The following is a 26047-nucleotide window of genomic DNA, read 5'->3' on the forward strand; positions in this document are numbered from 1 at the left end:
TCTGGGAGAGGGAGCCTATCCGGGTGTCTTGAGCCATGCATCGACCTGAGAAACCGAGTCGATTATGGATTCAGCACCGCTCACTCATATCGGTGCCCATCTGGAACACCCCCCATTCAGTCCCCTGTCCCTCTGGGAGAGAGAGCCAATCCGGGTGTCTTGAGCCATGCATCGACCTGAGAAACCGAGTCGATTATGGATTCAGCACCGCTCGCTCATATCGGTGCCCATCTGGAACATCCCCCATTCAGTCCCCTCTCCCTCTGGGAGAGGGTTAGGGTGAGGGCCACTCCCAAGCCATGCACATTAGCGATGAGCAACACCGAACGCCTCATCCACCCGCGCCAGATCCTGTTCGTTCAACGTCCCCGCGTAGTAATGCAGCTTGGTCCAGGCCATCAAGTAGTCGTAGCGCGCCTGGGCCAGATCGCGGCGGGTGGTAAACAGTTGCTGTTCGGCGTTCAGCGCATCGAGGTTCGTCCGTTCACCGCCAAGAATGCTTTGCTTGGTCGACACCACCAGTGCTTCAGCCGAGGCCAGGGCCTTCTGGTAGGCGCGCAGTTTGTTGACGCCCGACAGGCAGGCGCTGAACTGGCGGCGCAGTTCGATCAGCGTCTCGCGGGTCTTGCCGTCGAGTTCGTATTCCGCCTGCTCCATGGTGCGGCTGGCCTGACGGGTCGAGGCCGATACCCCGCCACCGGCGTACAGTGGCACGTTGACTTCAAAGCCGATGGTGTTGGTGTCATAGCGCTGGTTATAGGTGTTGCCGCTGTCCGATTCAGTCTTGCGGATCGACGCATAGGCACTGACTTTCGGCAGGTGCCCGGCGCGGTTGCGCTCGACTTCGTACTTGGCCACTTCCACCGCCTGGCGTTGCGACGCCAGATTGGGATTGTTGCTGATCGCCAGCTCATGCCAGGTGTCGTAGTTGGCCGGCATCAGCGCGAAGGTCTGGAAATTCTGATCCAGTGGTGCCAGCTCGCTGATGTCCACCGTCTGCACGCCGACCAGCGCGCCCAACTCGCGCAGCGCCGCGTCCTGCTCGTTGCGCGCCTCGATCTCTTCGGCGGTCGCCAGTTCATAGCGCGACTCGGCTTCGAGAATGTCGGTGCGGGTGCCCTCGCCCTGCTTGAACATGTGCTCGTTCTGTTGGAACTGCTGCTCATAGGCCTTTTTCTTGGCCTGGGCGATGTCGATCTGATCCTGGGCGAACAAGGCCTTGGTGTAGTTATCCAGCACCCGCACCAGCAGTTCCTGACTCTTGCCGCGAAACGCCTCGTCGGCGAACAGCGACTGCGCCACGCCTTTGCGATACGCCGCGTAGGCTTCGTAGTCGAGCAACGGTTGCTGCAAGGTCAGGGTCGAGCCATAGCTGTTGTAGTTGCGGTCTTCGGTGAGGTTGCCGCGAGCGGTCAGTTGCGTGGCCTTCGAGGTGTTGTGACCCCGGTTGTAGTTGTAACCCAGTCTCGGCAACAGCCCGGCGCGGCCGATGATGCGGTTTTCCAGGCCCGCGTCGCGCTCCTTGATCGCGCCGAGGAACACCGGATCGTTGCGCAATGCCTGTTCGTAGACTTCGAATGGCCCCATGGCCGCCAGCGCGCTGTTTCCTGCGAGCAGCGCGAACGCTGCTCCCAACATCGAAAGCTTATTCATACAGCCGAACATCCTTATTCTTCAGTCAACGCAGAGCCAGCGCGATCGAGCAGTGGTTTGAACAGGTAGTTGAGCAGTGACCGTTCGCCCGTGCGCACGAACATTTCTGCCGGCATACCGGGCTTGATCACCAGGCCATGGAGTTTTTCCATCGCCTGATCACTGACGCTGCTGCGCAACACGTAGTACGGCACGCCGGTTTTCTCGTCGACCATCTGGTCGGCGGAAATCAGGCTGACCTCACCCGGTACACGCGGGGTCTTGCTCTGGTTGAACGCGGTGAACAGGATGTCGACCGGCAGATGCGTGCCGACCTTGTCGATCAGGTTGATCGGCAAGTGCCCTTCGACTTCCAGGGTGGTGCCTTGCGGGACGATCTCCAGCAGGGTTTCGCCCTGACGCACCACAGCGCCTTCGGTGTGCACGCCAAGGTTGACCGCCACGCCGTCGGCGGTGGCGAGGATCTCGCTGTGTTGCAGGTCGAAACCGGCCGAGGTCAGTTGCTCGGACAGGGTCACGCTTTTGAGTTGCGCGTCGGCCAGTTGCGTGCGCACTTCCTTTTGATATTCCTCGCCATGCTGTTGCAGTTTCAGGCGCGATTCGAGGATGCCCTGCTCCACCCGGCCGCTTTCACCGGTGTTTTCCGCCAGTTGTTGCTGCACTTGCGACAGCTGACGCTGGTACTCCATCAAGCGGTTGCGCGGGATGTAGCCGTTGTCCGCCAGTGGCTGCAGGTTGCTCAGTTGCTGTTGCAGCGAATCGGCCTGGGCATTGAGGTCGGTGCGGGCGCGACGCATGCCCGCCAGCTGCGCGGTGGCGCCTTCGATGCTGGCGCGCAGACCGGCCTGCTCGCGGTAGAACGCTTCGCGACGGCTGCTGAACAGTTGACGCTGGCCTTCAAGAACCAGCGCCAGACGCGGATCCGGATCGTTACTCAGTTCGGCAGGAAAGGTGATTTCTTTGAGGTTGTCGCGCTCGGCCTGCCAGCGTGCGAGGCTGGCCCAGGCCATGCGGTACTGGGCTTGCAGCGACTGCACGTCGGCGGCCACCTGGGTCTGATCGAGGCGAAACAGCGGTTGACCCTGCTTCACGATCTCGCCTTCGCGCACCAGAATCCGGCTGACCACGCCGCTGCTCATCGACTGCACAGCCTTGCGCTTGCCCGAGACCACCACGGTGCCCTGCACCGGAATGCCCTGATCAAGCGGCGCCAGTGCGGCCCAGGTGAAGAAACTGCCGGCGCCGACGATGGCCAGAATCCAGCCCATGCGGGCGAAGAATTTCGCATCGCGCTCCGGGCGCTCGGTGACGTACGCGTGTTCCATGGAGGCTTCGTTTTCAGTGTTCATGCTGGCGCTGCTCATACACCCGAATTCCTTGTCGAGGGCTGGTACTGCCGGCTCATGCTGAGCCCGCCCGGTGCCTGCGCGGATTTTTCCCGTTGTTGTTCCTGAGCGCCGGACAGCGCCTTGAGCACTTCCTGACTGGCGCCGAACGCCTGCAAGCGGCCATCGTTGAGCACCAGCAGTTTGTCCGCCTGAGCCAGTACCGAAGAGCGATGCGTCACCAGCACCACGGTGGTGCCCTTGGCCTTGAGCTGGGCGATGGCGCTGGCCAGCGCGGCTTCACCAACAGTGTCGAGGTTGGAGTTCGGCTCATCGAGCACCACCAGGCTTGGATCGCCATACATCGCACGGGCCAGGGCCACACGCTGCTTTTGACCGCCGGACAGGCCACTGCCGTCCTCGCCCAGTTGCGTGTCGTAGCCTTGCGGCAGGCGCAGAATCATCTCGTGGACGCCGGCCTGTTGCGCGGCGGCCACGACCTTCTCCGGGTTGGCTTCGCTGAAACGGGCAATGTTTTCGGCGATGCTGCCGCTGAACAGTTCGATGTCTTGTGGCAAATAGCCGATGTACGGGCCGAGCTCGTCGCGGTTCCAGCGATGGATGTCCGCACCGTCCAGGCGCACCGTGCCGCCGAGGGTCGGCCACACGCCGACCAGCACTCGGGCCAGGGTCGACTTGCCGGAACCGGAGGCACCGAGCACGCCGAGCACTTCACCAGCACCCAGATTGAAATTGATCATCTGCAGGGTTGCCGCGCGCTGCCCCGGAGGGCCGGCACTGACTTGCTCGAAGGTGATCTGGCCTTTCGGCGCCGGCAGCGCCATGGCGTCATCACTCGGCGGGAACGCCTGCAGCAAAGAGTCCAGACGACGATAGGCCAGCTTCGCCCCGCTCCACTGTTTCCACACGGCGATCAACTGGTCGATCGGGCTCAGCACGCGGCCCATCAAAATCGAACCGGCGATCATCATCCCGGCGGTCATGTCGCCCTTGATCACCAGCAACGCACCGAGGCCCAGCACCAGCGATTGCAGGCACAGGCGCAGGGTTTTACTGATCGAGCTGATCACCGCGCCGGTGTCGCTGGCCTGATTCTGCAAGCCGAGAAACCGCGAGTGCACACCGAACCAGCGCTTGCGCAACGCGCCGAGCATGCCCATGGCCTGGATGGTTTCCGCGTTGTGCAGGTGACTAGTGGCCAGTTGACTGGACTTCTGCGAGTAACCGGCGGCTTCGCCCAGCGGTTTTTTGGTCATGTATTCGTTGAGGCAGGCCAGCGCAATCAGCAGCAGCGCGCCGGCTGTGGCGAGCACGCCCAGCCAGACGTTGAACAGGTAGATGACAAACAGATAGACCGGGAACCACGGCGCGTCGAAAAACGCGAACAGGGCCGGCCCGGTGACGAATTGGCGAATGTGGGTCAGGTCGCCCAGCGATTGTCCGGCGTTGCCCTCGCCCTTGAACAGGTTGCGTTCGAACGCCGCCTGATACACCCGCAGGTTGAAGCGGCGCTCCAGTTGGCTGCCGATGCGGATCACGATGAAGCTGCGGATCACCTCCAGCATGCCGATGAAGGCAAAGAAGCCAACCACCATCAACGACAGCATCGCCAACGTCGTTTCGTTCTGCGAAGACAGTACGCGGTCGTAGACCTGCAGCATATAAATGGAGGGCACCAGCATCAGCACGTTAATCAGTGCGGTAAAGCACCCGACGCTGATCAGAATGCTTTTATAGTCACCCAAAGCCTTGAACAAGGGAGCGGTGGCTGGGGCCTTCGCCATCTTCATTGTTTCTTCCTGAAATGATAGATCCCGCCAGACTTCGACGAGCGCTCAATTAATGTTCCGCCTACCTGCGAAAGATGTTTTGCAAGTACTCGCTTACCATTCAACAACTGCGACGATCACTTATAACGTTCAAACACTGCCATATATTCAATCTGAATTAGTTGAGCGTTTATTTCGTCGCGCGTTCGAGTGTAACAATCAGGCCCGACTTCAAAGTGCTGGAATAGAGCCCGTCACGTTGTCGGCTGAAAAACACGATTCTTGAACCTTCCTTGCCGGTGATCGAAATTCCGTCGGGGTCCGGAAACCAGCCGATGGGTGAATCTTCCAGCCATGCGCCGAGGCATTCGGCGCCCTTGCCGACGGTCTGATTGGCTTGCAGTTCGAGGGCACAGGTGTTCGACGGTTTATCCTGCAGCTTTTGCACTTCGGGCGCGTCATTTTCAGTGCTCAACGTCGCCTGCCATTGCCCGGCAAAAACCGATGGATCTTCAAGTCTGAGGCTGCTTGCCATGGTTGTTTCTCCAGAAATCATGATGAACGCCGCCGAAAGCCACGCCATTGCCTTGTAGGTAAAAACTTTACAGATCATCAGAAAATTCGCTCCAGCACCTAGCCTTGCCCAGCCATCAACACGATGCAAGCAAAGAAAACGGCGCATCAAGCGCCGCTTCCCGTTTCACATCACGCCACGATGTCGCTGGTCGCTGCCTGGCCCACGGTGCTGACCTGGAAGTCCGCCACGCCGTGCCCGGAGAAATCCACCGACAACAGGCTGTTACCGCCCGACGAGGTCAGGATCGCGTCGCCGGCCGAACCGGTGAAGCTGCTGACAAAGTGCAGGCCGGAACCGTTGGTGATGGCGCTCAGGTCGATTTTGTCCAGACCGCTGACGAAATCGAGGATCTGATCGATTGCACCCGGCTTGGAGTCGGAGCTGGAGGCGAACACGAAAGTGTCCGAACCCGCACCGCCCCACAGTTTGTCCGCACCACCAGCGCCGTAGATGATGTCGTTGCCGGCACCGCCCTTCAGCTCGTTGGACGCACTGTTACCGATCAGCAGGTCGTTGCCCGAACCACCAATGGCGTTCTCGATGGTCACGCCCTTGGCGATGGACACGTTACCGATCATGCCGCCAACGTCGGAGAACGAGGCTTCGTTGAGATTGATCTTCTGGTTCTGGGTGAAACCCGAGAAGTCGAAGGTGTCCTTGCCGCCCGCGTCCCAAACCGAGAACACCAGCTTGTCGCTCGACGACGAGGCGCTGAGGAAATCGCGACCGGCGTTGGAGTTGAAGCCGTAGGTGGTGTCACCGGTACGGGTGGTCAGGTTGGCGCCGTACAGCTTCTGGATCGCTGCAATGTCGTCCATCAGTGGGCCGGAAGCATAGGCTTCCACACCACCCTTACTGAAGTTCTGGGCGGTGTTGCTTTCGCTCCAGTAACTCATGAGGCTGTAACCGCGGGTGTCTTGCCCGTAGGAAGCATCCTTGTAAGTCGGATTGCCTTCGCCGGCGTTGTAGTCGCCAGGGTGAGACAGGCCCAGGGTGTGGCCGATTTCATGGGTCAGGGTTTGACGCCCGTAATTGTTCAGACCCGGGGTTTTGTTGACGTCGTAGCCACTGCCGGTCAGGTACCAGGACTGACCGTCATAGCCTGGCTCGGTGCCTGGCAGGAATGCAAACGCCGCTGCGCCTTCCTGGCCGCCGCTGTAGTTACCGAAGGTCATGTGACCGTCGCCACCACGGGCCGATTCGGTGAACGTCACGTTGGCGACATCCGCCCAGGATTGCATGGCGAGCACGGCCTGGGCTTTCTGCAGGGAGCTGAACTGACTGAAACCGGTGACGCCCAGGCCGCTGAAGTTAGCGGTTTTGGCGGTCAGAAAGGTGTAGGTCAGTTCGATCTTGCCGCTGTTGTCGAGGTCGTGCCAGGAGGCACCGTCGCGCAACAATTGAGTGGCGGCTTGATCCACCGAGAAGGACGGTTTGCCATTGACCGTGAGGTTGCCGCCACGATCGTATTGATGGCTGAAGCTATTGATCTGGTTCCAGGCAGAGCTGGTCGCAGCCAGAGATTGCGCTGCGCCGACAGGCACGAATGTGTCTGCGGTGATATCAATAGCGTTCGCTTTTACTTTCGACATAAACACACTTCCTTGTTTAGCAATGGAACAGTTTTTGTCAGATAGCGACGATCCCTGGCGAGATCGTCCTATCACTCGCCCAATGAAGGCGTAAGAAACCTGACACAATTTGAAATCTGTCGTCTAGCATTTTTTTGAGATCAAAACCGACTGTTCCGTCAAATGCCCGTAAACAATGACTGCGGGGTCGAAAGATTGTTATGAGGTGTTTGTTCTCGCCTAATTGTCTGACGATTTTCTATTTAAATATTAAATATCGGTAAGTTGCTTTTTGATAGATACGTCTCACTTTGCTGCACTCTATTAGTGCGATGCCAGTGTATTGATATCAAATAAAATGCTGCGCTGAAAACACATTGTGGGAGCGGGCTTGCTCGCGAATGCGGCTTATCAATCAACATAATTGCTGACTGAACGGACGCATTCGCGAGCAAGCCCGCTCCCACAGGAATGAAGTGATTCAACTACCCGTTCGAATCTTGTTCCACACCCGCGTGCGGATCCGATCGATGTTCAGCGGCATTGCCTCCAGCGCAAACAGCTTGCCCATCATCTCCGGGCTCGGATAGACCTTGGTGTCACCCTTGATTGCCGGATCGATCAGGCTGTCAGCCTGCTCGTTGCCGTTGGCGTAGTGCACGTAATTGCTGATGCCGGCCATCACATCCGGACGCAGCAAGTAGTTCATGAACGCGTAACCGGCCTTCTCGTCCGGCGCATCGGCGGGCATGGCGACCATGTCGAACCAGATGGCGGCGCCTTCCTTGGGAATCGCGTAACCGATGTCGATGCCGTTCTTCGCTTCCTTGGCGCGGTTTTCCGCTTGCAGGATGTCACCGGAGAAACCGACCGCCACGCAGATATCGCCATTGGCCAGGTCGCTGGTGTATTTCGAGGAATGGAAGTAGCTGACATACGGCCGCACTTTCATCAGCAGTGCTTCGGCTTTCTTGTAGTCCTCGGGGTTCTTGCTGTGGGGCGGCAAGCCCAGGTAATTGAGCGCCGCCGGCAGCAGTTCCGGGCCGTTATCGAGGATCGCCACGCCGCACTTCTGCAGTTTTTCCATGTATTCGGGCTTGAAGATCAGATCCCAGGAATCCACTGGCGCGTTATCACCCAGCACCGCCTTGACCTTGGCGACGTTGTAGCCGATGCCGGTGCTGCCCCACAGATACGGGAAACCGTGCTCGTTGTTCGGGTCATTGACCTGCAAGGCCTTGAGCAACACCGGGTTGAGGTTTTTCCAGTTCGGCAACTGGCTCTTGTCGAGCTTCTTCAGCGCCCCGCCCTGGATCTGCCGCGCCATGAAGTGGTTGGAAGGGAACACCACGTCATAACCGGATTTGCCGGTCATCAACTTGCCGTCGAGGGTTTCGTTGCTGTCGTAGACGTCATAGGTGACGCCGATGCCGGTGTCTTTCTGGAAATTTTTCGTGGTGTCCGGCGCGATGTAGTCCGACCAGTTGTAAATTTTCACCGTTTCAGCGGCATGACTAATGGAGGCGACCAGCAGCAGCGGCGCCAGAGCGAGGGTTTTCTGGATCATGGGGTCGATTCCTGTAGTGGCTATTTTTGTTGGCAGGCAATCAAAGGATCAAACAATCAGAAAATAAGAACGTAGGTCTTGCGCACGGTCTCCTGGATATCCCAGATGCCGAGCGTGTTGGCCGGCAACATCAGTGCGTCGCCACCTTGTATGTGCAGGGTTTCGCCGCCGTCGTCCGGGGTGAACGTGCAACGGCCGGAGATGAAGTGGCAGAACTCCTGCGCGGTGATCTGCCGGCGCCAGCGTCCCGGGGTGCATTCCCAGACGCCGGTTTCAACGCCGTCGTCGCGCTCGACACTGGTGGTCGAGGCAATGGCGACCGGCTCGCCGAGTGGCACGGCCACCGGGTTGGATTCATCCAGTTGCAGGCTGGCGGTGTTCTTGAACTGCGTAATGCTCATGGTGAGACCTGTCTTGTGAAGAAAACGGCGGTTAGTGCATGAAACCTTCCATGAACCCAGCGACCTGACTGGCCAGCTTGCGCCGCCACGGTGCGCTGGCCGGGTTGGCCAGGGTCTGGTCTTCGTGGACGAAACTTTTGATGATCGCGTTGTAACCGAGCCAGCGGCACGGCTCCGGCTCCCAGGCGCGTAGCGCATGAATTCCGCCGTCCGGCAGCACCCACGGCTGATGCACCAGTTCGGTATCGCGCTCAAGAATCAGATCGGCCAGGGTGCGGCCGCCGAGATTGCTGGCACCCACACCCTCCCCGCCATAACCGCCGGACAGCGCAATGCCATTGGCGCGATCGCAGAGCATGTGCGGCTTGAAGTGCCGGGACATGCCGAGGTTGCCGCCCCAGGCGTGGGTGATCTGCACGTTTTTCAACTGCGGGAACAGCTCGCCGAACAGATAGCGGCGCAGCTCGACTTCATCACGGGTCAGATCGAAGTTGTGGCGCAGCTTCCCGGCGAACTGGTAACCGCCGCGGGCGCCGAAGATCAGGCGGTTATCGGCGCTGCGCTGGCCATAAGTGACCTGACGGCTGAACTCACTGAAGGCCTGGCCACGGTTGAGGCCAATTTCATCCCAGGTCGCTGCCGACAACGGCTCGGTGGCAACAATCAGACTCTGCACCGGTAACTGATAGCGACCCAACGGTGGGAGCGTGACCGAATAACCTTCGACCGCCGGCACAATCCAGCGACTGCGCACACTGGCCCTGGCCGTGCGCAAACTGCCGGACTGCCAATGGGTGACTGGGCTGTTTTCATAGATCTTCACGCCCATGCTCTGCACGGTGCGCGCCAGACCGCGCACCAGTTTCGCCGGGTGAATGGTCGCCACGTGCGGCGCATAAATGCCGCCGTAGGGTTTCGCCACACGAATCTGTTGCGCCAGTTGCTCGGGGTTCAGCCAGCGGTAATCGTTGTCGGTCAGGCCTTGGGCGTGCAGTTTGTCGAGGTATTCGCGCAGGCTGGCTTCCTGCTCCGGGTAACGGGCGGCGCAGTACAGCACCCCGCCTTTACGGTAATCGCAGTGGATGCCCTCACGTTCGAGGACAACTTCCACTTCATCCGGAATGCTGTGCAGCAGATCAAACGATGCGCGACGTTGTTCTGGAGAGAGACCGGCGAACAGTCGATCCTCGCCCAGCAGGTTACCCATCAGCCAGCCGCCATTGCGCCCGGACGCGCCGAAACCGGCGGTTTGCGCCTCGACGATGGCGATATCGAGACCGGGGGCGAGTTTTTTCAGGTAGTACGCGGTCCACAACCCGGTATAACCGGCGCCGATGATCGCCACGTCGACATCCAGATCCTGCTCCAGCGCCGGCCGCGCAATCAGCGGCTCGTCGAGTTGATCCATCCACAAACTGATAGTGCGCCACGCCGGCATGCAAGACTCCGCCACTGAAAACCTTCGATGGCGTCGATCCTAGTGTGTGACTTCAATCACTGTCTTGCGCGCGTGCCCGCAAAGAAATTTGTTTGGCGTAGGCCTTCGGCGACTGGCCGGTGTGTTGGCGGAAACAACTGTAGAACGCTGACAGCGAGTTGAAACCGGCAGCAAACGCCAGCTCATCGATGCGCAGCGGTGGCGTGGCCTGATCCAGTGACTTGAGCAAGTGCTGCAGGCGGGCCTGGTTGACGTAGCGATAGAAGCTCTGGCCCAACACCTGATTGAGCAGATAGGAAATCTGATTGCGGCTGTAGCCGCACTCCTTTGCCACCCGTTGCAGATCCAGTTCCGGATCGAGATACGGTTGCTGGCGTTCGAAATATTGCTGCAGATCCTCGGCCATGAAACTGATCTGGCGCGGCGACAGCCCCAAGCGACTGACCGCCGGGCGCTGACTGGGTGCGACAGCGCCGTTGGTTTGCGTGCGGACCAGCGAGGCGTATTCGTTGACCCGCCAGATCAGCCCGTCCTTGACCGTGATCGCTTCGCTGGATCGGAACGACACCAGCCCGTCGCCACCGCGCAAAGTCACTTCGTATTGAATGAACGCGGTGTTGCCATCCACGCGAATCCGGTCGCAATGCTCGAGCGCTTCGTCGGATTCTCGCGGCATGCTCACGCGCACGTACTCGCGCAATTCGTCGAGGCCCAGGACCCGGTTCTGAAAGAAATCGTTGTATTGGACGTCCGGGTGATACAGCGCCATGACGCTGTCCAGATCTCGGTGCTTCCAGCTCAGGTGGTAGCGCATGACCGTGGCGGCCGTGGCCGGGGTCTGTTCGGGGCCGTCATCGTCGGCGTGCATAAAGGGCTCGGCGCAAAAGAACCGAGCTTGCCCAAGTTCGACAAAACGATCAACGAGCAAACCGTAGTGGCCATTTGGCGATGACTGATCCCGACGTGACTTACATCAAAAAACGCGCAGCAATCGCAAAATGAACTGAAAAATCTCACGGAAAATTCACATGCGGGTGCTACTTTTAACGTCATTGACCGGTTGAGCCAATGAAGGCTCTTCCCACCTAACATGAGCAAAAGGAAGCGCTCGATGAAGAAGGCGGGCAACACATGAATAAAGGCTCCAGTAAAGTCACGTTTCCCAATGCGTGCCAACTGATGCGTTGGCACTTTCATCCCATGGGTTTTGAGGCAACGATGGATGCGCCGGGCAGCATGATTGCCCGTCTGTTTGATCGTGCCAGCGGTGAAACCATGATCGCCATCGCCGGTATTCCTTGTGCGACGGTGATGAACGCGGCCGATGTTGAGCGCATCATTGAGGCTGTGGAAGACGAACTGGAGGCTTTCATTCCTCCGGAGTCTCTCAAGAGTTACGCATAAACTATTGTTTTATATAAAAAAAGCCCGCCAATTCAGGCGGGCTTTTTTTGTGCTTGCGTGCTACGCGTTTTGCGGCTGTTTCCGGTGATCAGCGAAAAACGCCTTGCCTTGGGTAACCCGATCGGACGCCCTTGGCATGTTCACCGCCTGAGTATCCTGCGGCTCGACGTACCAGTAGCAATGGCTGACCGCCCGGGTGATACCAACGTAGGCCAGCCGCAGAATCTCGTCCTTCTGCGCCGTGTCATAAGGCTCACTGTCGCCAGCCTTGCCCAAGCCGGCCATGCGATACACCTGATTCTTGTAGGGCGAACTGGTCAGGTGCTGGCAGTCACCGAGCAGGAACACCGCATCAGCCTGCAGCCCCTTGGCGCTGTGGTAAGTCAGCTGTTTCAGCCGTCGCGCTTCGTACGGCAAGCTCGAATCAACATTAACTACAGGCTGAATATGCTGCTCTATCAATAACTTATCGCTGCTTTTTCGATAGAGCATCAAGATCGAATCGCCACGATTGTAATGTTCAGCCAGGCGCTGTCCCAAGGCCTGATCATCGCGCTCCAGCACATTGACTGGCTGCAATGCCTTGGGAGCACCGCTGGCCTTGGCCTTCTTGCCGGGGATTGCCGGCGCGGCGCGGACGATGTGTTCGGCAGCATCGATGATGTGCTGATGGCTGCGATAGTTGTCACTGAGCATCACCCGCGTGGTGCTCGGTGACGGGAATTCCTTGTTGAACTCCATGAAGTAACTCGGCGAACTGCCGCGCCAGCCGTAGATCGACTGCCAATCGTCGCCGACACACAGCAACGAAGAACGCTGCGCACCCCGCCCGACATGCATGGCCGGGCCGCGACTGCGGATTTCCGCCAGGCTGGCGCGGATCCACGAGACGATTTGCGGCGATACGTCCTGAAACTCGTCGATCATCACGTGCGACATCGGTCGCAGCAGCTCATCGCTGAGCAACTTGAGGTTCTCCGGCGAATGTTCGCTGAACAGCGCGAACATTCGGTTATAGGTCATCACCGGCGGCTTCTGATCAAGCAAATGATCTTCCAGGGCACGCCAGAACAGGCTCAGCGCCTCAAAGAAGAATCGGTCCGGGTCGTCTTTGGCAAAACTCATGCGGCCGACGGCATCCGGCACGTCCAGCCCAAGGTTTTCGATAAAGCCGGCCGCCGCAACAAAACAGTCCAGTAACGGCGCCGAAACCAGTTCACCTTTGACCTTGTAATCGAACCCCGGACCCGCGCTCGCATCGCCAGCCAACGTCGACAGAACCCGCTTTGACATTTCATAGCTATCCAGCCAAATCAATGGCTTACGACAGAAAGCTTGAAACAGGGTGCGCTTCACAGCCCATTCAGCACGCACGCTAAGTTTGGCGTTTGGACGGCAGATTTGCGGGTTTTCCCGGGAATCGAAGCCGAGCACCACCCAGGCATCGAGGCTGGGAATGTAGCCGTGGCAGTGAAAGGTCGAACCGTTGATCTCGAACGTCTGCCGGCTGGGCTCAATGCCCTTGATCGGCCAGGCACCGGCGCGAAACCACAGGTCTTCGATGGCATCGCACAGTTCTTCGTCGCGTTTGGCTGCCAGTTCGGTCACCGCCATGCGCTTCTGCACGTCCGGGTGATCGCGCTCAAGCTCCTTGAGCTGCAAGGCAGCCTTGGCCAGTGGTTGAATCAACTGGCGGAAACGTTGGTCCTGATTGAATAACCGGTGGTAGCACGCGTTGAGCTGCTGGCGCTGGGCATCGTTGATCCGCAGATCGAACGGGTTGCTGTCGACCTCCTCGTCAGCGCCTTGTGGCCGATTGCTGAGATTTTCAAAAGCCTGCAAGCGTTCGAACCCCGGCAGGCTGCGTACCATCGGCAAAATGCGTGAGTGAAAGGTGCGCACCAGATCCCGCGCGTGTTTCAGGCTCAATGGCCGCCCCCAGAGCGCGAACATCTCGATCAGCTTATTGATGAAATCCTTGCGCGACTCGCGGGTGAAGGTCACCACGGTCATTGAATCCAGCTCAAAGCCCAGATAATGCGTGAGCAGCAGAATACGTAGAACCAGCGTGGTCGACTTGCCTGCCCCGGCCCCGGCGATCACTGAGGTCGAGGGAGTGTCACTGAAAATCATCTTCCATTGAGCGAGGCTTGGCTGGGCATGCGCGGGCAGCAGGCGCGCCACATCGGCTTTCATGCGTTTCTTCAGCTCGGCGCTGAGCGGCAGACGCCAGTCGTCGAACAGATGATTATCGACGCTCGGCGGACGATGCTCGGTGCTGCGACTGTCACGAATCAGCAAAACCTGGCGGCCTTCCTCCAGCCCTTCAAGTTTTCCCTCTTTGAAGCCGTACTCCACGCCAGCGGTGTGTCCGCTGCGAAAACCGTCCGCCTGACCGTGCAGCCAAGAGGCTCGGTGCTGGGCGCGCAAACGCGTCAGGCCGTGGCCGAAAAAACGCGCGGCCAGACGCTTGAACCATGGCATCTCGGCCAGTGGGCGAAGTTCGGGAGGAAGATCGGGAGTGTGTTGCGCCACGCTGAGGGGCTCCAGTGTGTGAGGCTGTTGGGGGCTATGGTGGCTTTATTTGCTCATGAGTTCTAGCGAAATGCTTACAGCTCATTGGTTTAGGCGATGAACTGAAAGTTGCGTGAGATTATTTTGAGCCGGTTTCCCATCAACGGATTCGATGAGAATGCCGCACTTTTTACGCTTTTTCTCGATGGTTGACTGATGGATGATGCCCGTCATAACCGACGGTCTCGCTTATGGCTTTGGCGTTACGCCCCATGACGAACCTTTTCAGGAGACGATCATGCTTGAACTCAGACCTTTCAATACGCTGGGCGGCGCTCACCACGGCTGGTTGGATGCCCATCACCACTTTTCGTTCGCCGAATACTACGACCCGCAACGCATGAACTGGGGCAATCTGCGGGTGTGGAACGATGACGTAATCGCCGCCGGCACCGGATTCCCGCTGCACCCGCACCGCGACATGGAAATCATCACTTACGTGCGTGAAGGTGCGATTACTCACCAGGACAACCTTGGCAACAAGGGCCGTACTGAAGCCGGCGACGTGCAGGTCATGAGCGCCGGCACCGGCATCGCACACAGCGAGTACAACCTGGAAGACAAAGAGACCCGAATCTTTCAGATCTGGATTCTGCCGACGGAAACTGGCGCGCCGCCATCGTGGGGTGCCAAACCGTTCCCCAAAGGCCAGCGCGAAGGCTTCGTGACCCTCGCCAGCGGCAAGGACGGCGACGATCAGAGCCTGCGCATTCGCGGTGATGCGCGGTTGGTCGCGGCCAACCTCAAGGCCGGCGAAACAGCTGAATATCAGTTGGATGCCGGACGTCGAGCGTATCTGGTACCCGCCACCGGTCTGATTGAAGTCAATGGCTTGCGCGCACAAGCTCGAGACGGTGTCGCCGTCGAGCATGAGTCAATACTGACGGTGACGGCACTCGAAGACAGCGAAATCGTGTTGGTGGATCTGGCTTGATCGCCTGATATGCAGGTAAAAAAAGGGGCGACCGTCATGGTCGCCCCTTTTTTGCAGCTTTTGTGGCGAGGGGATTCATCCCCGATAGGCGCAAAGCGGCCTTCTTTTCAATGGAGCGGACTGCTACGCAGTCCATCGGGGATAAATCCCCTCACCACAGGAAGAACTCACCCCCCTGAAGATCACTTGGTGCTGATTGCGCCATCCACCAGCGTTTGCGCTTCAGCCACCAGTTGCTTGAGGTGGTCATCGCCAATGAAGCTTTCGGCGTAGATCTTGTAGATGTCTTCGGTGCCCGAAGGACGTGCGGCGAACCAGCCGTTTTCGGTCATCACCTTCAGACCACCAATGGCCTGATCGTTGCCCGGCGCATGGCTGAGAATGCTCTGAATCTTCTCGCCTGCCAGTTCGGTCGACGTTACTTGCTCCGGCGACAGTTTGCTCAACAGCGCTTTCTGCTCAGGGTTGGCCTTGGCGTCTACGCGCACCGAGAACGGCTCGCCCAGCTCATCGGTCAGTGCGCGATAAGCCTGGCTTGGATCACGCCCGGTACGAGCAGTCATTTCCGCCGCCAACAACGCCGGAATCAGACCGTCCTTGTCGGTGCTCCAGACGCCGCCGTCCTTGCGCAGGAACGAAGCGCCAGCGCTTTCTTCGCCACCAAAACCCAGCGAGCCATCGAACAGGCCATCGGCAAACCATTTGAAACCGACCGGCACTTCGTACAGACGACGTCCCAGACGCTTGGCCACACGATCGATCAGACCGCTGCTGACCACGGTTTTACCCACGGCGGCGTCGGCGCGCCATTGCGGACGGTTCTGGAACAGGTAATCGATGGACACCGCCAGATAGTTGTTCGGTGCCAGCAGACCACCCGACGGGGTGACGATGCCATGGCGATCGTGATCCGGGTCGCAGGCGAAGGCCACGTCGTAACGCTCCTTGAGACCGATCAAACCTTGCATGGCATGGCTGGACGACGGGTCCATACGGATCTGTCCATCCCAGTCGACCGTCATGAAGCGGAAAGTCGGATCGACCTGCTTATTCACCACATCCAGATCAAGACGGTAATGCTCGGCAATCGCCGACCAGTAGCGCACCCCTGCTCCGCCCAACGGATCTACACCCAGACGCAGCTTGGCGTCACGGATGGCATCGAAGTCGATCACGTTGATGAGGTCAGCGACGTAGGTGTTGAGGTAGTCGTGACGGTGGGTGGTGCTGGCCTTGAGCGCCTGCTCGTAGCTGATGCGTTTGACGCCTGCCAGCTTGTTGGCCAGCAGCTCGTTGGCCTTGGCTTCGATCCACTTGGTGATGTGGGTGTCGGCCGGGCCGCCGTTGGTAGGGTTGTATTTGTAGCCCCCGCTTTGTGGCGGATTGTGCGACGGCGTAATCACGATGCCATCGGCCAGGCCCGAGGTGCGGCCACGGTTGTAGCAGAGGATTGCATGCGAAACCGCCGGTGTCGGCGTGTATTCGTCACCTTCGGCGATCATCACGGTCACGCCGTTGGCCGCCAGCACTTCCAGCGCACTGGCCCCGGCCGGGGTCGACAGCGCATGGGTGTCGATACCGACGAACAACGGGCCGTCGATGCCCTGGGCTTCGCGATACAGGCAGATCGCCTGGCTGATCGCCAGAACGTGCCATTCATTGAAACTCAGGTCGAAGGAGCTGCCGCGGTGCCCGGAAGTACCGAATGCAACACGCTGGGTGGCAATCGAAGCGTCCGGTTGGCCGGTGTAATAAGCCGTTACCAGTCGCGGGATGTCGACCAACAATTCTGCTGGTGCCGGTTTGCCCGCAAAAGGACTGATAGTCATGCAAAACCTCTGAAATAGAGTGGTTCAGGAAATAAAGCGCAGTTTACTGACACTTCGACCGCAGCGCGACGGGATCTATCCGACAGATTTCAACGTTCATTCCAGCGGCGCCAAGCGCAACGCCTCTCCCAACCTCTCGAGCGCTCCGCCCAAGCCGCTCTCGCCATGATCCAGCAGGTTCAGGCGCAGATGCCGACGGTGCAATCCCTGCAAGCTGAACAGTTCGCCCGGCGCAATCAACACCTGTTGCCTGAGCAGGCGCTGAAACACATCGCGCATGTCCACCGGCCGCCGTGCCCGCACCCAGACCGTCGCCCCACCTTGTGGCTCGACAACCTGCAACGCTTCGCCCAGACGTTCGCGCAACAAGTCGATCATCGGCGTACGGCGTTCCTTGAGGAGCCGGCGAAGTACGTGCAGATGCTGATCGACCCGACCGTTTCCATACAGCCGGGCAATGGCTTTCTGGCGAACGGGCGACAACCGGAACGAGCGCATCAGAAAATGCCGCTGCATTTCGTGCTTCCATTGGCGCGACAACACGTACCCGTAAGGCGCTTCGATACCGATGAATTTCTCGAACGTGGAGAAGACCAGCAGTCGGTCAGGGTCCAGTTGATCACGCAGACGCTCGACGCCCGTTGCCTCGCCCAGTTCACCGTAGCAGTCGTTTTCCAGCACCCAGGTGCCGTGCTCGCCAAGCAGGCCGGCGATCGCGTTGCGGTTATCCGCTGGAACCTGTGTACCGCGCGGCATGCATAGGCCCGAGGACAGCAGAATCAGCCGCACGTCTTCGGTCTTGAGCAGTGTTTCCAGCCGCTGCGGCTCCAGCCCGCCACAGGCCTGCAACGGCAGTTCGATTACACGCACCTCAGCCGCCTGCAGCAACCGCAGTATCACCCAGTCACAGGGCGACTCGACCAGAATGGTTGAGTGCCTGAGCTGCAGAACGGCCACCAGGATCTCCAGCACCCCGCGCATATCCGCGCCGATGTAAACATCCTCGGCGTGCCAGCACTGCTTTGGCGAGGTGGTATAGCGGGCCGCCAGGACGGCGCGTAATTCCAGTTCACCACAAGGCTGGTCGAGCAACGGCGGCTGGCGGGGATACTGGCGCAGCAGCTCACGCTCCAACAACAGCAATGGACTGTCCAGTGACTGCAGCGAAACCGGATCATCAGCATTCAACAAACGCATACCCGGGTGCCGCGCGTTGACATAGAGCGTTTCGAGCAGATCATTGCTCATGGCAGGTGGCGTCCCCCCCGAAACCGCCGTGGCGTAATACCCGGACTTGGCCACCGAATAGATCCGCCCTTCCTTTTCGAGCAACGAGTAAGCGTATTGAATGGTCGAGATCGACACGTTCAAGCGATCTGCCAACTGACGCAGCGATGGCAGCCTTGAATTGCCATCGCAAGCCGACTCGGCCATCAAGCGCATCAGGTATCGATAGACTGCCTGGTAGGCGAAACCGGATTCCCGTGCAGCCTTCATGAGGCGGACACCATAACCGTTGGTGCGCCCAAGGATCGCTCGCTCACTTCATCGTTCCACTGACCGGTCACCCACGCCGGAGCCATCGAGGCCTGCCGCGTCGAGTGCGGTCTCCAGTGTTTGCCGGGCCGCACCGTGCGCTGGCAAGGGTTCCATGGCGTAGAGGTGGCCGATGAGCCGAACCGGTAAACCGCTGACGTCCATCATCCACTGCATTACCTGCTCCGGGCCGTGCAGCCCCTGCATGGCCCGATGCAAATCAGGCAGCGCCACCAACATGCCGGGATGACAGCTGCGCAGAAACCGCTCGAGCCCGGCTCCACGCTCGATGAACGGCGTGAACAGCAGGCAGACCCATTGTGCTTCGTTCAGACCGTAAGTCTGGTGCAGCCAGCTCGCCGCTGCTTCGCGCAGTTCTTCCGTGGTCTGCCGTTGCCCCAATCTTGCGATCATCTGCTCGCAGACCGGTTCCGGCACCCGCTGCAGCTGCATGTTCGCCAGCATGCGCTGGACATGTTCCGAGAACCCCGCTTCATAGCTGCGATCGCTGAGGAACTCGGCTTCCAGGCCGCGTAAATGGGCCTCGATCAAAGGGTCGGCGTATTCGCCCTCACCCTGGTGAAACACCCATTCCTCTGCCTCGAACCCCAGAAACTCGCTCAGTAGCGGCCAGCGTTCTTCAAGATTGCCGACCGCCATGTCATGAATGTCGACAAATGTCGTGCGACGACATGACTCGAAGCCACCCTCGGGACGCCAGCATTGCCGCTCCGATTCGGAGTAAAAACCGCGATACAAATCCCCTCCCAATCCGTCCAGCAAAGCGAACAGCTCATCGAACGTCCCGGAATTCGGCGTCAGCGCCCCGATACCGGCCTTCTGCACGGCCCGGTCGAGGTCTTCGACAAACTGCTTCTGACGACGCGGCGATTCGCTGGCCAGCCAGGCATCCACGCCGTTACTCCAGCGAGCAATCTGGCCGTAAAATTCGGCCCAGGCCAGGCAGGCGTCGTCCCGCCACTCAAGCTTCTCGCCCCTGGCACGTCGATGCCCCATCATCAGCAGATTGGTGCGATGGGCGTCCGCGCTGTCCATTCCGAGTGGCGCCAGATGGTTGAACGGCAACACTTGTCGATGTTCCACCATGAGCAACTCGACACGGGGGTCGTCATACAGAAACAAGGCAGCGAAGCTGCGGTGCATGTTGTTCAGCGCCGCCGTCCCCGATTCGCTGCGGCGCAAGGTGGCCACACGTAACTGGAACGTGGCGGGCGCGCGGCCGGCAATACTCAACTGGGCGGCGCGCAGCAGCGCCAGCATGTAGCAACTGTCACGGGTACCGGATGGCGTCACCATGACCTTGTATTCACCCATGCGCTCCATTCCGCCGGCGGCGACCACCAGACGCTGGATCAGCAACTGCAGCGCTGTGCGCTCGGCTCTGGAAAAGAAACTCAGCAGGCGTTGCAATACTTGCTGGTAGACATAGTTCATTGCCTGATCATGGATCGTGCTCATCAGTACTTTACCCGGCATAAAAAATTCATATCGCGCATCAGCGATGACGCTGGCGCAATAAATTCATCAATAAGTAATAGACGATCAAATACTAACACTTATGATTTTGAAGTTATTTGAAACACTTGACGCAATGAAGTCAGCAACCCCACCGCCTCAGACAACGTAAACCCCCGTCAGCATTGAGTTTTTTCTGATCAGAAAATATCTGAGGAAACTTCTTACAGCGTCCCACGAACATTGAGTACAACAAAAGCAGAACAACAATAGGAAATGCCCTACAGTCATTAAACAAAAACCGCTATATCGCCCATGAGGGGAAACGTTAAACGCAAAATGAAAAACAGAATGCACAGACATGGCTCATTCCTTGAGATGAAAGTAATCATTCAATTATCAGGGCTTATATGGCGAATAGAAGATACAGATGGCAGACAAAAACCGGTTCAGATGCACAACCGGCCACGCACCATGCTTGGTCTGTCTGATTATTTGCGAGAGGTAAAAACGCAAGAGTCCGTGGGGCCACGGACTCTGTTCGGAGGGCGTTACGCGGGTTCGACCTGCAGGGCGACCCGTTCGCGGCATGGGCATTCGTCCATGTAGCGATGTGCTTCGACGAACTCGTTGAACGGGAAGACCCGGGTCTTGAGCGGCAGCAGCACACGGTCGGCCGTCAGCTGATTGATATCACGCAGGGCACGTTGCAAGGCGACTTGATCCTGAACAATGCCCAACTCGGGTTTACCGGTGAAATTACCGATGCAGTGCACAAAGAACTGGATGTTTTTCTGGAACGCCGCACAGGCCGGAAATGGTGTCTGGTTGCCACCCTGAAGACCATACAGGACCAGGCTGCCACGCGGTGCGAGGACATCACCGAGCAACGACATCTGCGGGCCGCCAAGACCGTCGAACACCACATCGACGCCACGGTTGTCGGTGATCTTGTTGATTCGCATCAACAAGTCTTCTTCCTCGGTGACGATGACTTTCTCGGCACCCAGCGACAGCAGGTATTCACGCTCATCAGCGGTTTTTGTCGCGGCAATCACCCGCACGCCCATGGCCTTGCCCAACTGGACAAAGGACGGACCGGCGCAATGGCTGGCGTCAGTGACCAGAGCAAACTGCCCTGGTTTGACCCGCGCCAGATCCGCATAGGCAAAATAGGCGATCAACAACGGCGTGTAATGCACGCTGGCCTCAACCGGGCTGAGCACATCCGGATAACGGGTCAGCGCGGTACGTGGCAGCACGATCTGCTCGCCATATACCGGGTAATCGTTCGGGCTTTCGGCCGGGAAACTGGCCACCTTGTCGCCGACCGACAGATCGTCCACACCGTCACCGACGGCGGTGACCACACCGGCCATTTCATGGCCGAGACCGGACGGCAGGCGTGCCTGGGACGAGGCCAGGTTCTGACGCCAGAGAATGTCGTACCAGCTGATGCCGATCGCCTCGACACGCACCTGCACTTCGCCAGGACCTGGCTGAGCGGCCGCATGCTCTTCGCATTTGAGCACCTCGGCCGGACCAAACTTGTGAAAACGGATCGTGCGGGACATCGCAAACCTCGTCAAAGTAACCTCTAATGCCCTGAACTCTATCTGGGCTTTTGACCCAAGACTATCAGTGGCTATTAATAGTCGACATGCCTGTCATTGATTCCGCAGTATGAACGGCATTGGCAAAATTGATGAAAAAATGCCGCCACCGGCCCGGTAAAGCTGAATTTAGCGGTGCAGAGTACCAGCCTTTCCCCGTAATATTCATGCCGGCCATTGTTCTCATATGGTCGCTCTCGTCAAGCTTGATGACTCTGCCAGGACTCCAGATGAATCGTAATGACCTGCGTCGTGTCGACCTGAACCTGTTGATCGTATTCGAAACACTGATGCACGAACGCAGCGTGACCCGCGCCGCCGAGAAGCTGTTTCTAGGCCAGCCGGCGATCAGTGCGGCGCTCTCGCGCCTGCGCAGCCTGTTCGATGACCCGTTGTTCGTGCGCACCGGACGCAGCATGGAACCGTCCGCCCGCGCGGTGGAAATCTTCGCCCTGCTCTCCCCGGCGCTCGACTCGATTTCAACGGCTGTCAGCCGCGCGGCGGAATTCGACCCCGCCACCAGCACTTCGGTATTTCGCATCGGCCTGTCCGACGACGTCGAATTCGCCCTGCTGCCGATGCTGCTCAAACGCCTGCGCGCCGAAGCACCGGGCATCGTCCTCGTCGTGCGCCGAGTCAACTACATATTGATGCCGGGCCTGCTGGCCTCCGGCGAAATCTCCATCGGCGTCAGCTACACCACCGACCTGCCGGCCAACGCCAAGCGCAAGGTGCTGCGCCGCAGCCAGCCGAAACTGCTGCGCGCCGACACCGTGCCCGGCCCGCTTAGTCTGGATGACTACTGCGCGCGTCCGCATGCACTGGTGTCGTTCGCCGGTGACCTCAGTGGCTTTATTGATGAAGAGCTGGAGAAACTCGGGCGCAAGCGCCACGTGGTGCTGGCCGTGCCGCAGTTCAATGGTTTGAGTACGTTGCTCGCTGGCACTGACATTGTTGCGACCGTGCCGGACTACACCGCGGATGCACTGACGGCTGCCGGCGGTGTGCGGGCGGAGGATCCACCGTTGCCGACGCGCACGTTCGAACTGCATATGGCGTGGCGTGGGTCGCAGGATAACGATCCGGGGGAGCGTTGGTTGCGGTCGCGGATTCAGATGTTTTTTGGCGACCCGGACAGTCTCGAGTTGCCTGCGCATTGAGCAGGCAACCTCGAAATGAAATGCGCCCGGCGGCGAACGGAAGTCCGCGAGCTCAGGCCCCGGACCGGGCGAGTCGATAAATCGACAAACAGTAAAACGCCAGCGCCGAAGCCGCCAGCATCCCCCCCACCACGCCGATGTAAGCAAAACCAAACTGACTGCCCACCCAACTGCCCACCAGTGCCCCGCCGCCGATACCGATGTTGTAGATGCCTGAAAACAGCGCCATCGCCACGTCGGTGGCGTCCGGCGCCAGCACCAGGACTTTTGACTGCAACGCCAGACCGAAGCCCATGATCGCCATACCCCAGAACACACTCAGCACGCCGAGGTAGGAGACGTTGCCGCTCAACGGCAACAGCAAAGCCAGGCACAAGGCGAGCACCGATACGCAGATGATCAGAAAGCGCTGGGGGTTATAGCTGTGCAGGTAGCTGAACAGCAGCGAGCCGAAGATACCGGCACCGCCGAATAGCAACAGCAGCAGCGTCACCACGTCGCCGCTCATGTTGGCCACGGTCAGTACGAACGGTTCGATGTAGCTGTAAGCGGTGAACTGTGCCGTCACCACCAGAGCCGTCAGAACATAGACGGCCACCAGCGCAGGTCGCTTCAGCAATATCGGCAGGCTCTTGAGCGAGCCTGAGTTCTGGCTGGGCAGCAGCGGCAGTACCTTCGCCAGGCAGAACACCAGCGCCGCGGCAAAGCCTGCAATCACGATGAACGTGGTGCGCCAGCCCATGGCCTCGCCCAGCAAGCGGCCGAGGGGAATCCCCAGCACCATCGCCAGCGAAGTACCGGTTGCCAGCAAGCCCAAGGCCTGAACCTGTTTGCCCGGTGGTGCCAGGCGCACGGCCAGAGACGCGGTGATCGACCAGAACAACGCATGCGACAACGCCACACCGATCCGGCTCACCAGCAGTACACCGAAGCTGGTCGCCAGACTCGACAGAATGTGACTGGCGATAAACATCCCGAACAGCACAATCAGCAATTTCCGCCGCTCGACGTTGCGCGTCAGCAGCATGATCGGCAGCGACGTCAAAGACACCACCCACGCATAGATGGTCAACATGAGGCCGACCTGCGCAGTCGACATGTCGAAGCTGCTGCCGATCGAACTCAACAGACCGACCGGGACGAACTCGGTGGTGTTGAACACGAACGCAGCCAGTGCCAAGGCAATGACTGCGTACCAGTTGCCGTTGTTTGTCGCCGTAGAATCACTCATTTAAACGTCGTATTACTCTTTGATGATCGCGCGTAATTGTACGCAAGCGATCTGTGCCCATCTGTCGGTGTCTTGATACCGATTGCCGAATGTGTCGACGTTCAGGGGACGCACCATCAGAGGGTCAAGCCACACTGATCGGGTCCAATGCGGTAGAGCATACGAGGTCTTGATCAATCAATCTGCCTTGTTCACTGGCCCGAGTAACCTTTGACGCGCATGCAGTCATTGGTCAGGTCGATCTGTTTCTCCGCTATGACAATCCCGTCACCCACGGCGCTGCCCATGCCGTGGGTTTTATCGTTCGCTGCCGGGGTTGAATGGTAGCTGGCGGTCGCGGCCTTGGCCTGATACTGGCATTCAGCTTTATCGTGCTGGATATCAGCAGCACTGGCGCCGGGCCTGGACCAGTCCTGCACAGATGTCACACAGGCGCTCAACAGCGTCGCAAACAACGCAATCATCAATAATTTCATAGTGTGTACCGCCGATTGATTAAGGGCTGCTTACTTGCAGACGAATGTCACATTGGTTACTTCATTCGCAGGATCGAGCGGCAGGCGCGATTGCACGTCAAACACGTCGATCTGCTTGCCGAGCGATGCACATTTTTTCTCGGCGCCATCAAGGGCCATCCGACGGGCCTCGGAGTGCGTGTGTCGGGACTGCAGTGTCTTTGCCGAGACCTGGTACTCGTAGGGACCGAGTTTCAGGTCATGGGACTGCCAGACATAGTTGCCGACCAATGCAATTGCGCTCACAGCGATGATCATATTGAGTTTCATGGCCAGTATCGGACGCTGGATATTTGATTGCTCATCACGCCCACCCTTCTCTTTGAATCAAGCCTCATTGCTGTCATGCGAAAGTTCGGATGACACCCGGTGCAGTGTGTTGTGCAGGTTGAAGCCGCTCACTGTCACCGCAGAGCAATGATTGAGCAGCCATATGTTTAAGTGAAGAAAAACGCAGTATCTTTCAGCAAAGATTAGAAATACTTATCCAGAGCGACAGCCATGCAACTCGACGCAAAACAGATGCAGGCGTTCCTCGCTGTGGTCGACAGCGGCAGTTTCGAGAAGGCTGCGGAACGGCTAAACGTGACGCCGTCGGCGGTGTCGCAACGCATACACGCCCTTGAAGTGCGTCTGGGCAGCTCGGTTGTGGTGCGCGGGCGCCCGTGCGAGCCGACGCTGGCGGGTAGAAAACTGATGCTCTATCTGCGCCGTGCAACCGTGCTTGAAGAGGAACTGCTCAACGAGCTGAGCGGCGATGAACAGGATCACCTGCGCGTGGTGATTGCGGTCAATGGCGACACGCTGGCGACCTGGTTCTTTCCGGCACTGGCCGAGATCTTCGTCAGCGAGAATATTTTGCTCGACGTTGTGGTCGACGATCAGGATCACACCTATGCCTTGCTGGAAAGTGGTCAGGTTATTGGCTGCATCGGCACGCGTTCACAGCCTATGCGGGGATGTTTTGCCGAGTTGCTGGGGTCGATGCGCTATCAGTTGGTCGCATCGCCCGCGTTTCAGCAGCGCTGGTTTGCCAAGGGCCTGACTCGCGCGACTGCACGTAAGGCGCCGGTATTCGCCTATTCGCGCAAGGACACCTTGCAGTCGGATTTCATGCAGTCGCGTTTCGGTCTTACCGCAGACGCTTATCCCACGCACTACCTGTCACTTCCGGAGGCACGCCTCAAAGCCATACGCCGTGGACTGGGTTATGGAATGGTGCCGCACATGCAGGTCAGCGATTTGCTGAAAAGTCGGGAACTGGTGGATGTCGCGCCGAATCACTTCACCGATGTAGAGCTTTATTGGCACGCCTGGGAGTTGCAATCGCCGCGCATGGAAATGCTCTCCGAGCGCGCGGTACATGCTGCGCGACGTATTCTGAGTAGCAAAGTGCCGGTCAAACGCTCCACCATGTCGAGAAAGTGACTGGTATCGCTACAGGTCCAGATCA

21 protein-coding genes are annotated in these 26047 nt (G+C 58.9%); 4 read left to right on the top strand and 17 right to left on the bottom strand.

Annotated features, from left to right (window positions below; all coding sequences use genetic code 11):
* Positions 1 to 306 precede the first annotated feature (306 nt).
* The 9 genes from ACOYXI_RS05600 to ACOYXI_RS05640 form a co-directional block, all read right to left on the bottom strand.
* Positions 307 to 1665, bottom strand: a complete 1359-nt coding sequence (locus tag ACOYXI_RS05600) for a TolC family outer membrane protein (RefSeq protein WP_098964081.1) — start codon at positions 1663 to 1665, stop codon at positions 307 to 309.
* Positions 1666 to 1667: 2 nt separating this feature from the next.
* On the bottom strand, positions 1668 to 3017 hold the full coding sequence (locus ACOYXI_RS05605; protein WP_003225006.1) for an HlyD family type I secretion periplasmic adaptor subunit: 1350 nt from the start codon (positions 3015 to 3017) through the stop codon (positions 1668 to 1670).
* Positions 3014 to 4789, bottom strand: coding sequence for a type I secretion system permease/ATPase (locus ACOYXI_RS05610; RefSeq protein ID WP_461674506.1), 1776 nt, complete (start codon positions 4787 to 4789; stop codon positions 3014 to 3016). Before ACOYXI_RS05610 ends, ACOYXI_RS05605 begins: the two co-directional genes overlap by 4 nt.
* Before the next feature lie 169 nt (positions 4790 to 4958).
* Positions 4959 to 5381: an AprI/Inh family metalloprotease inhibitor gene (locus ACOYXI_RS05615; protein WP_461675549.1), complete on the bottom strand. Its 423-nt coding sequence runs from the start codon at positions 5379 to 5381 to the stop codon at positions 4959 to 4961.
* A gap of 92 nt (positions 5382 to 5473) precedes the next feature.
* Positions 5474 to 6937: a serralysin family metalloprotease gene (locus ACOYXI_RS05620; RefSeq protein ID WP_098964084.1), complete on the bottom strand. Its 1464-nt coding sequence runs from the start codon at positions 6935 to 6937 to the stop codon at positions 5474 to 5476.
* Between the two features lie 460 nt (positions 6938 to 7397).
* A complete protein-coding gene (locus tag ACOYXI_RS05625) occupies positions 7398 to 8483 on the bottom strand; it encodes a polyamine ABC transporter substrate-binding protein (RefSeq protein WP_461674507.1) in 1086 nt (361 codons plus the stop codon).
* A 56-nt stretch (positions 8484 to 8539) separates the two neighbouring features.
* Positions 8540 to 8884 carry a cupin domain-containing protein gene (locus ACOYXI_RS05630; protein ID WP_123586418.1) on the bottom strand — a complete coding sequence of 115 codons (345 nt, stop codon included), beginning with the start codon at positions 8882 to 8884 and terminating at the stop codon, positions 8540 to 8542.
* Positions 8885 to 8915: 31 nt separating this feature from the next.
* Positions 8916 to 10322, bottom strand: coding sequence for an NAD(P)/FAD-dependent oxidoreductase (locus ACOYXI_RS05635; RefSeq protein WP_461674508.1), 1407 nt, complete (start codon positions 10320 to 10322; stop codon positions 8916 to 8918).
* Between the two features lie 52 nt (positions 10323 to 10374).
* Positions 10375 to 11190, bottom strand: a complete 816-nt coding sequence (locus ACOYXI_RS05640; RefSeq protein WP_134786454.1) for a helix-turn-helix domain-containing protein — start codon at positions 11188 to 11190, stop codon at positions 10375 to 10377.
* Positions 11191 to 11453: 263 nt separating this feature from the next.
* Here ACOYXI_RS05640 and ACOYXI_RS05645 point away from each other — a divergent pair, with 263 nt between their 5' ends.
* Positions 11454 to 11726 (top strand): DUF1652 domain-containing protein, encoded by a 273-nt coding sequence (locus tag ACOYXI_RS05645; protein ID WP_025109621.1) that lies wholly within the window; start codon positions 11454 to 11456, stop codon positions 11724 to 11726.
* A 60-nt stretch (positions 11727 to 11786) separates the two neighbouring features.
* On the opposite strand, the gene ACOYXI_RS05650 is transcribed toward ACOYXI_RS05645, so the two are convergent.
* Positions 11787 to 14261: a UvrD-helicase domain-containing protein gene (locus ACOYXI_RS05650; RefSeq protein ID WP_461674509.1), complete on the bottom strand. Its 2475-nt coding sequence runs from the start codon at positions 14259 to 14261 to the stop codon at positions 11787 to 11789.
* Between the two features lie 277 nt (positions 14262 to 14538).
* Between ACOYXI_RS05650 and ACOYXI_RS05655 the strand changes: the two genes are divergently transcribed.
* Positions 14539 to 15234 carry a pirin family protein gene (locus ACOYXI_RS05655; protein ID WP_027612774.1) on the top strand — a complete coding sequence of 232 codons (696 nt, stop codon included), beginning with the start codon at positions 14539 to 14541 and terminating at the stop codon, positions 15232 to 15234.
* A 182-nt stretch (positions 15235 to 15416) separates the two neighbouring features.
* Here the strand turns inward: ACOYXI_RS05655 and pgm are convergent, their stop codons facing one another.
* The 4 genes from pgm to ACOYXI_RS05675 all read right to left on the bottom strand — a co-directional run bounded on the left by pgm (position 15417) and on the right by ACOYXI_RS05675 (position 21649).
* Positions 15417 to 17063 (bottom strand): phosphoglucomutase (alpha-D-glucose-1,6-bisphosphate-dependent), encoded by a 1647-nt coding sequence (pgm, locus tag ACOYXI_RS05660; RefSeq protein WP_096796764.1) that lies wholly within the window; start codon positions 17061 to 17063, stop codon positions 15417 to 15419.
* Between the two features lie 96 nt (positions 17064 to 17159).
* The gene (locus ACOYXI_RS05665) at positions 17160 to 18560 is read right to left on the bottom strand and encodes an aminotransferase-like domain-containing protein (RefSeq protein ID WP_461674510.1); all 1401 of its coding nucleotides are present in this window, start codon (positions 18558 to 18560) and stop codon (positions 17160 to 17162) included.
* 48 nt (positions 18561 to 18608) lie between these two features.
* Positions 18609 to 20078, bottom strand: coding sequence for a hypothetical protein (locus ACOYXI_RS05670; RefSeq protein WP_282413068.1), 1470 nt, complete (start codon positions 20076 to 20078; stop codon positions 18609 to 18611).
* A gap of 548 nt (positions 20079 to 20626) precedes the next feature.
* Positions 20627 to 21649 carry a zinc-dependent alcohol dehydrogenase family protein gene (locus ACOYXI_RS05675; RefSeq protein WP_027612770.1) on the bottom strand — a complete coding sequence of 341 codons (1023 nt, stop codon included), beginning with the start codon at positions 21647 to 21649 and terminating at the stop codon, positions 20627 to 20629.
* 269 nt (positions 21650 to 21918) lie between these two features.
* Here ACOYXI_RS05675 and ACOYXI_RS05680 point away from each other — a divergent pair, with 269 nt between their 5' ends.
* On the top strand, positions 21919 to 22848 hold the full coding sequence (locus ACOYXI_RS05680) for a LysR family transcriptional regulator (protein WP_007963542.1): 930 nt from the start codon (positions 21919 to 21921) through the stop codon (positions 22846 to 22848).
* Positions 22849 to 22900: 52 nt separating this feature from the next.
* Here ACOYXI_RS05680 and ACOYXI_RS05685 read toward each other — a convergent pair whose 3' ends face one another.
* The 3 genes from ACOYXI_RS05685 to ACOYXI_RS05695 all read right to left on the bottom strand — a co-directional run bounded on the left by ACOYXI_RS05685 (position 22901) and on the right by ACOYXI_RS05695 (position 24864).
* Positions 22901 to 24079 carry a sugar transporter gene (locus ACOYXI_RS05685; RefSeq protein ID WP_134786459.1) on the bottom strand — a complete coding sequence of 393 codons (1179 nt, stop codon included), beginning with the start codon at positions 24077 to 24079 and terminating at the stop codon, positions 22901 to 22903.
* 191 nt (positions 24080 to 24270) lie between these two features.
* A complete protein-coding gene (locus ACOYXI_RS05690) occupies positions 24271 to 24543 on the bottom strand; it encodes a hypothetical protein (RefSeq protein WP_098964101.1) in 273 nt (90 codons plus the stop codon).
* Between the two features lie 42 nt (positions 24544 to 24585).
* Positions 24586 to 24864 carry a hypothetical protein gene (locus ACOYXI_RS05695; RefSeq protein ID WP_134786460.1) on the bottom strand — a complete coding sequence of 93 codons (279 nt, stop codon included), beginning with the start codon at positions 24862 to 24864 and terminating at the stop codon, positions 24586 to 24588.
* Between the two features lie 231 nt (positions 24865 to 25095).
* Between ACOYXI_RS05695 and argP the strand changes: the two genes are divergently transcribed.
* On the top strand, positions 25096 to 26022 hold the full coding sequence (gene argP / locus ACOYXI_RS05700; protein WP_134786461.1) for an HTH-type transcriptional regulator ArgP: 927 nt from the start codon (positions 25096 to 25098) through the stop codon (positions 26020 to 26022).
* Positions 26023 to 26047 lie beyond the last annotated feature (25 nt).

Source organism: Pseudomonas sp. G3-19, assembly GCF_054855875.1.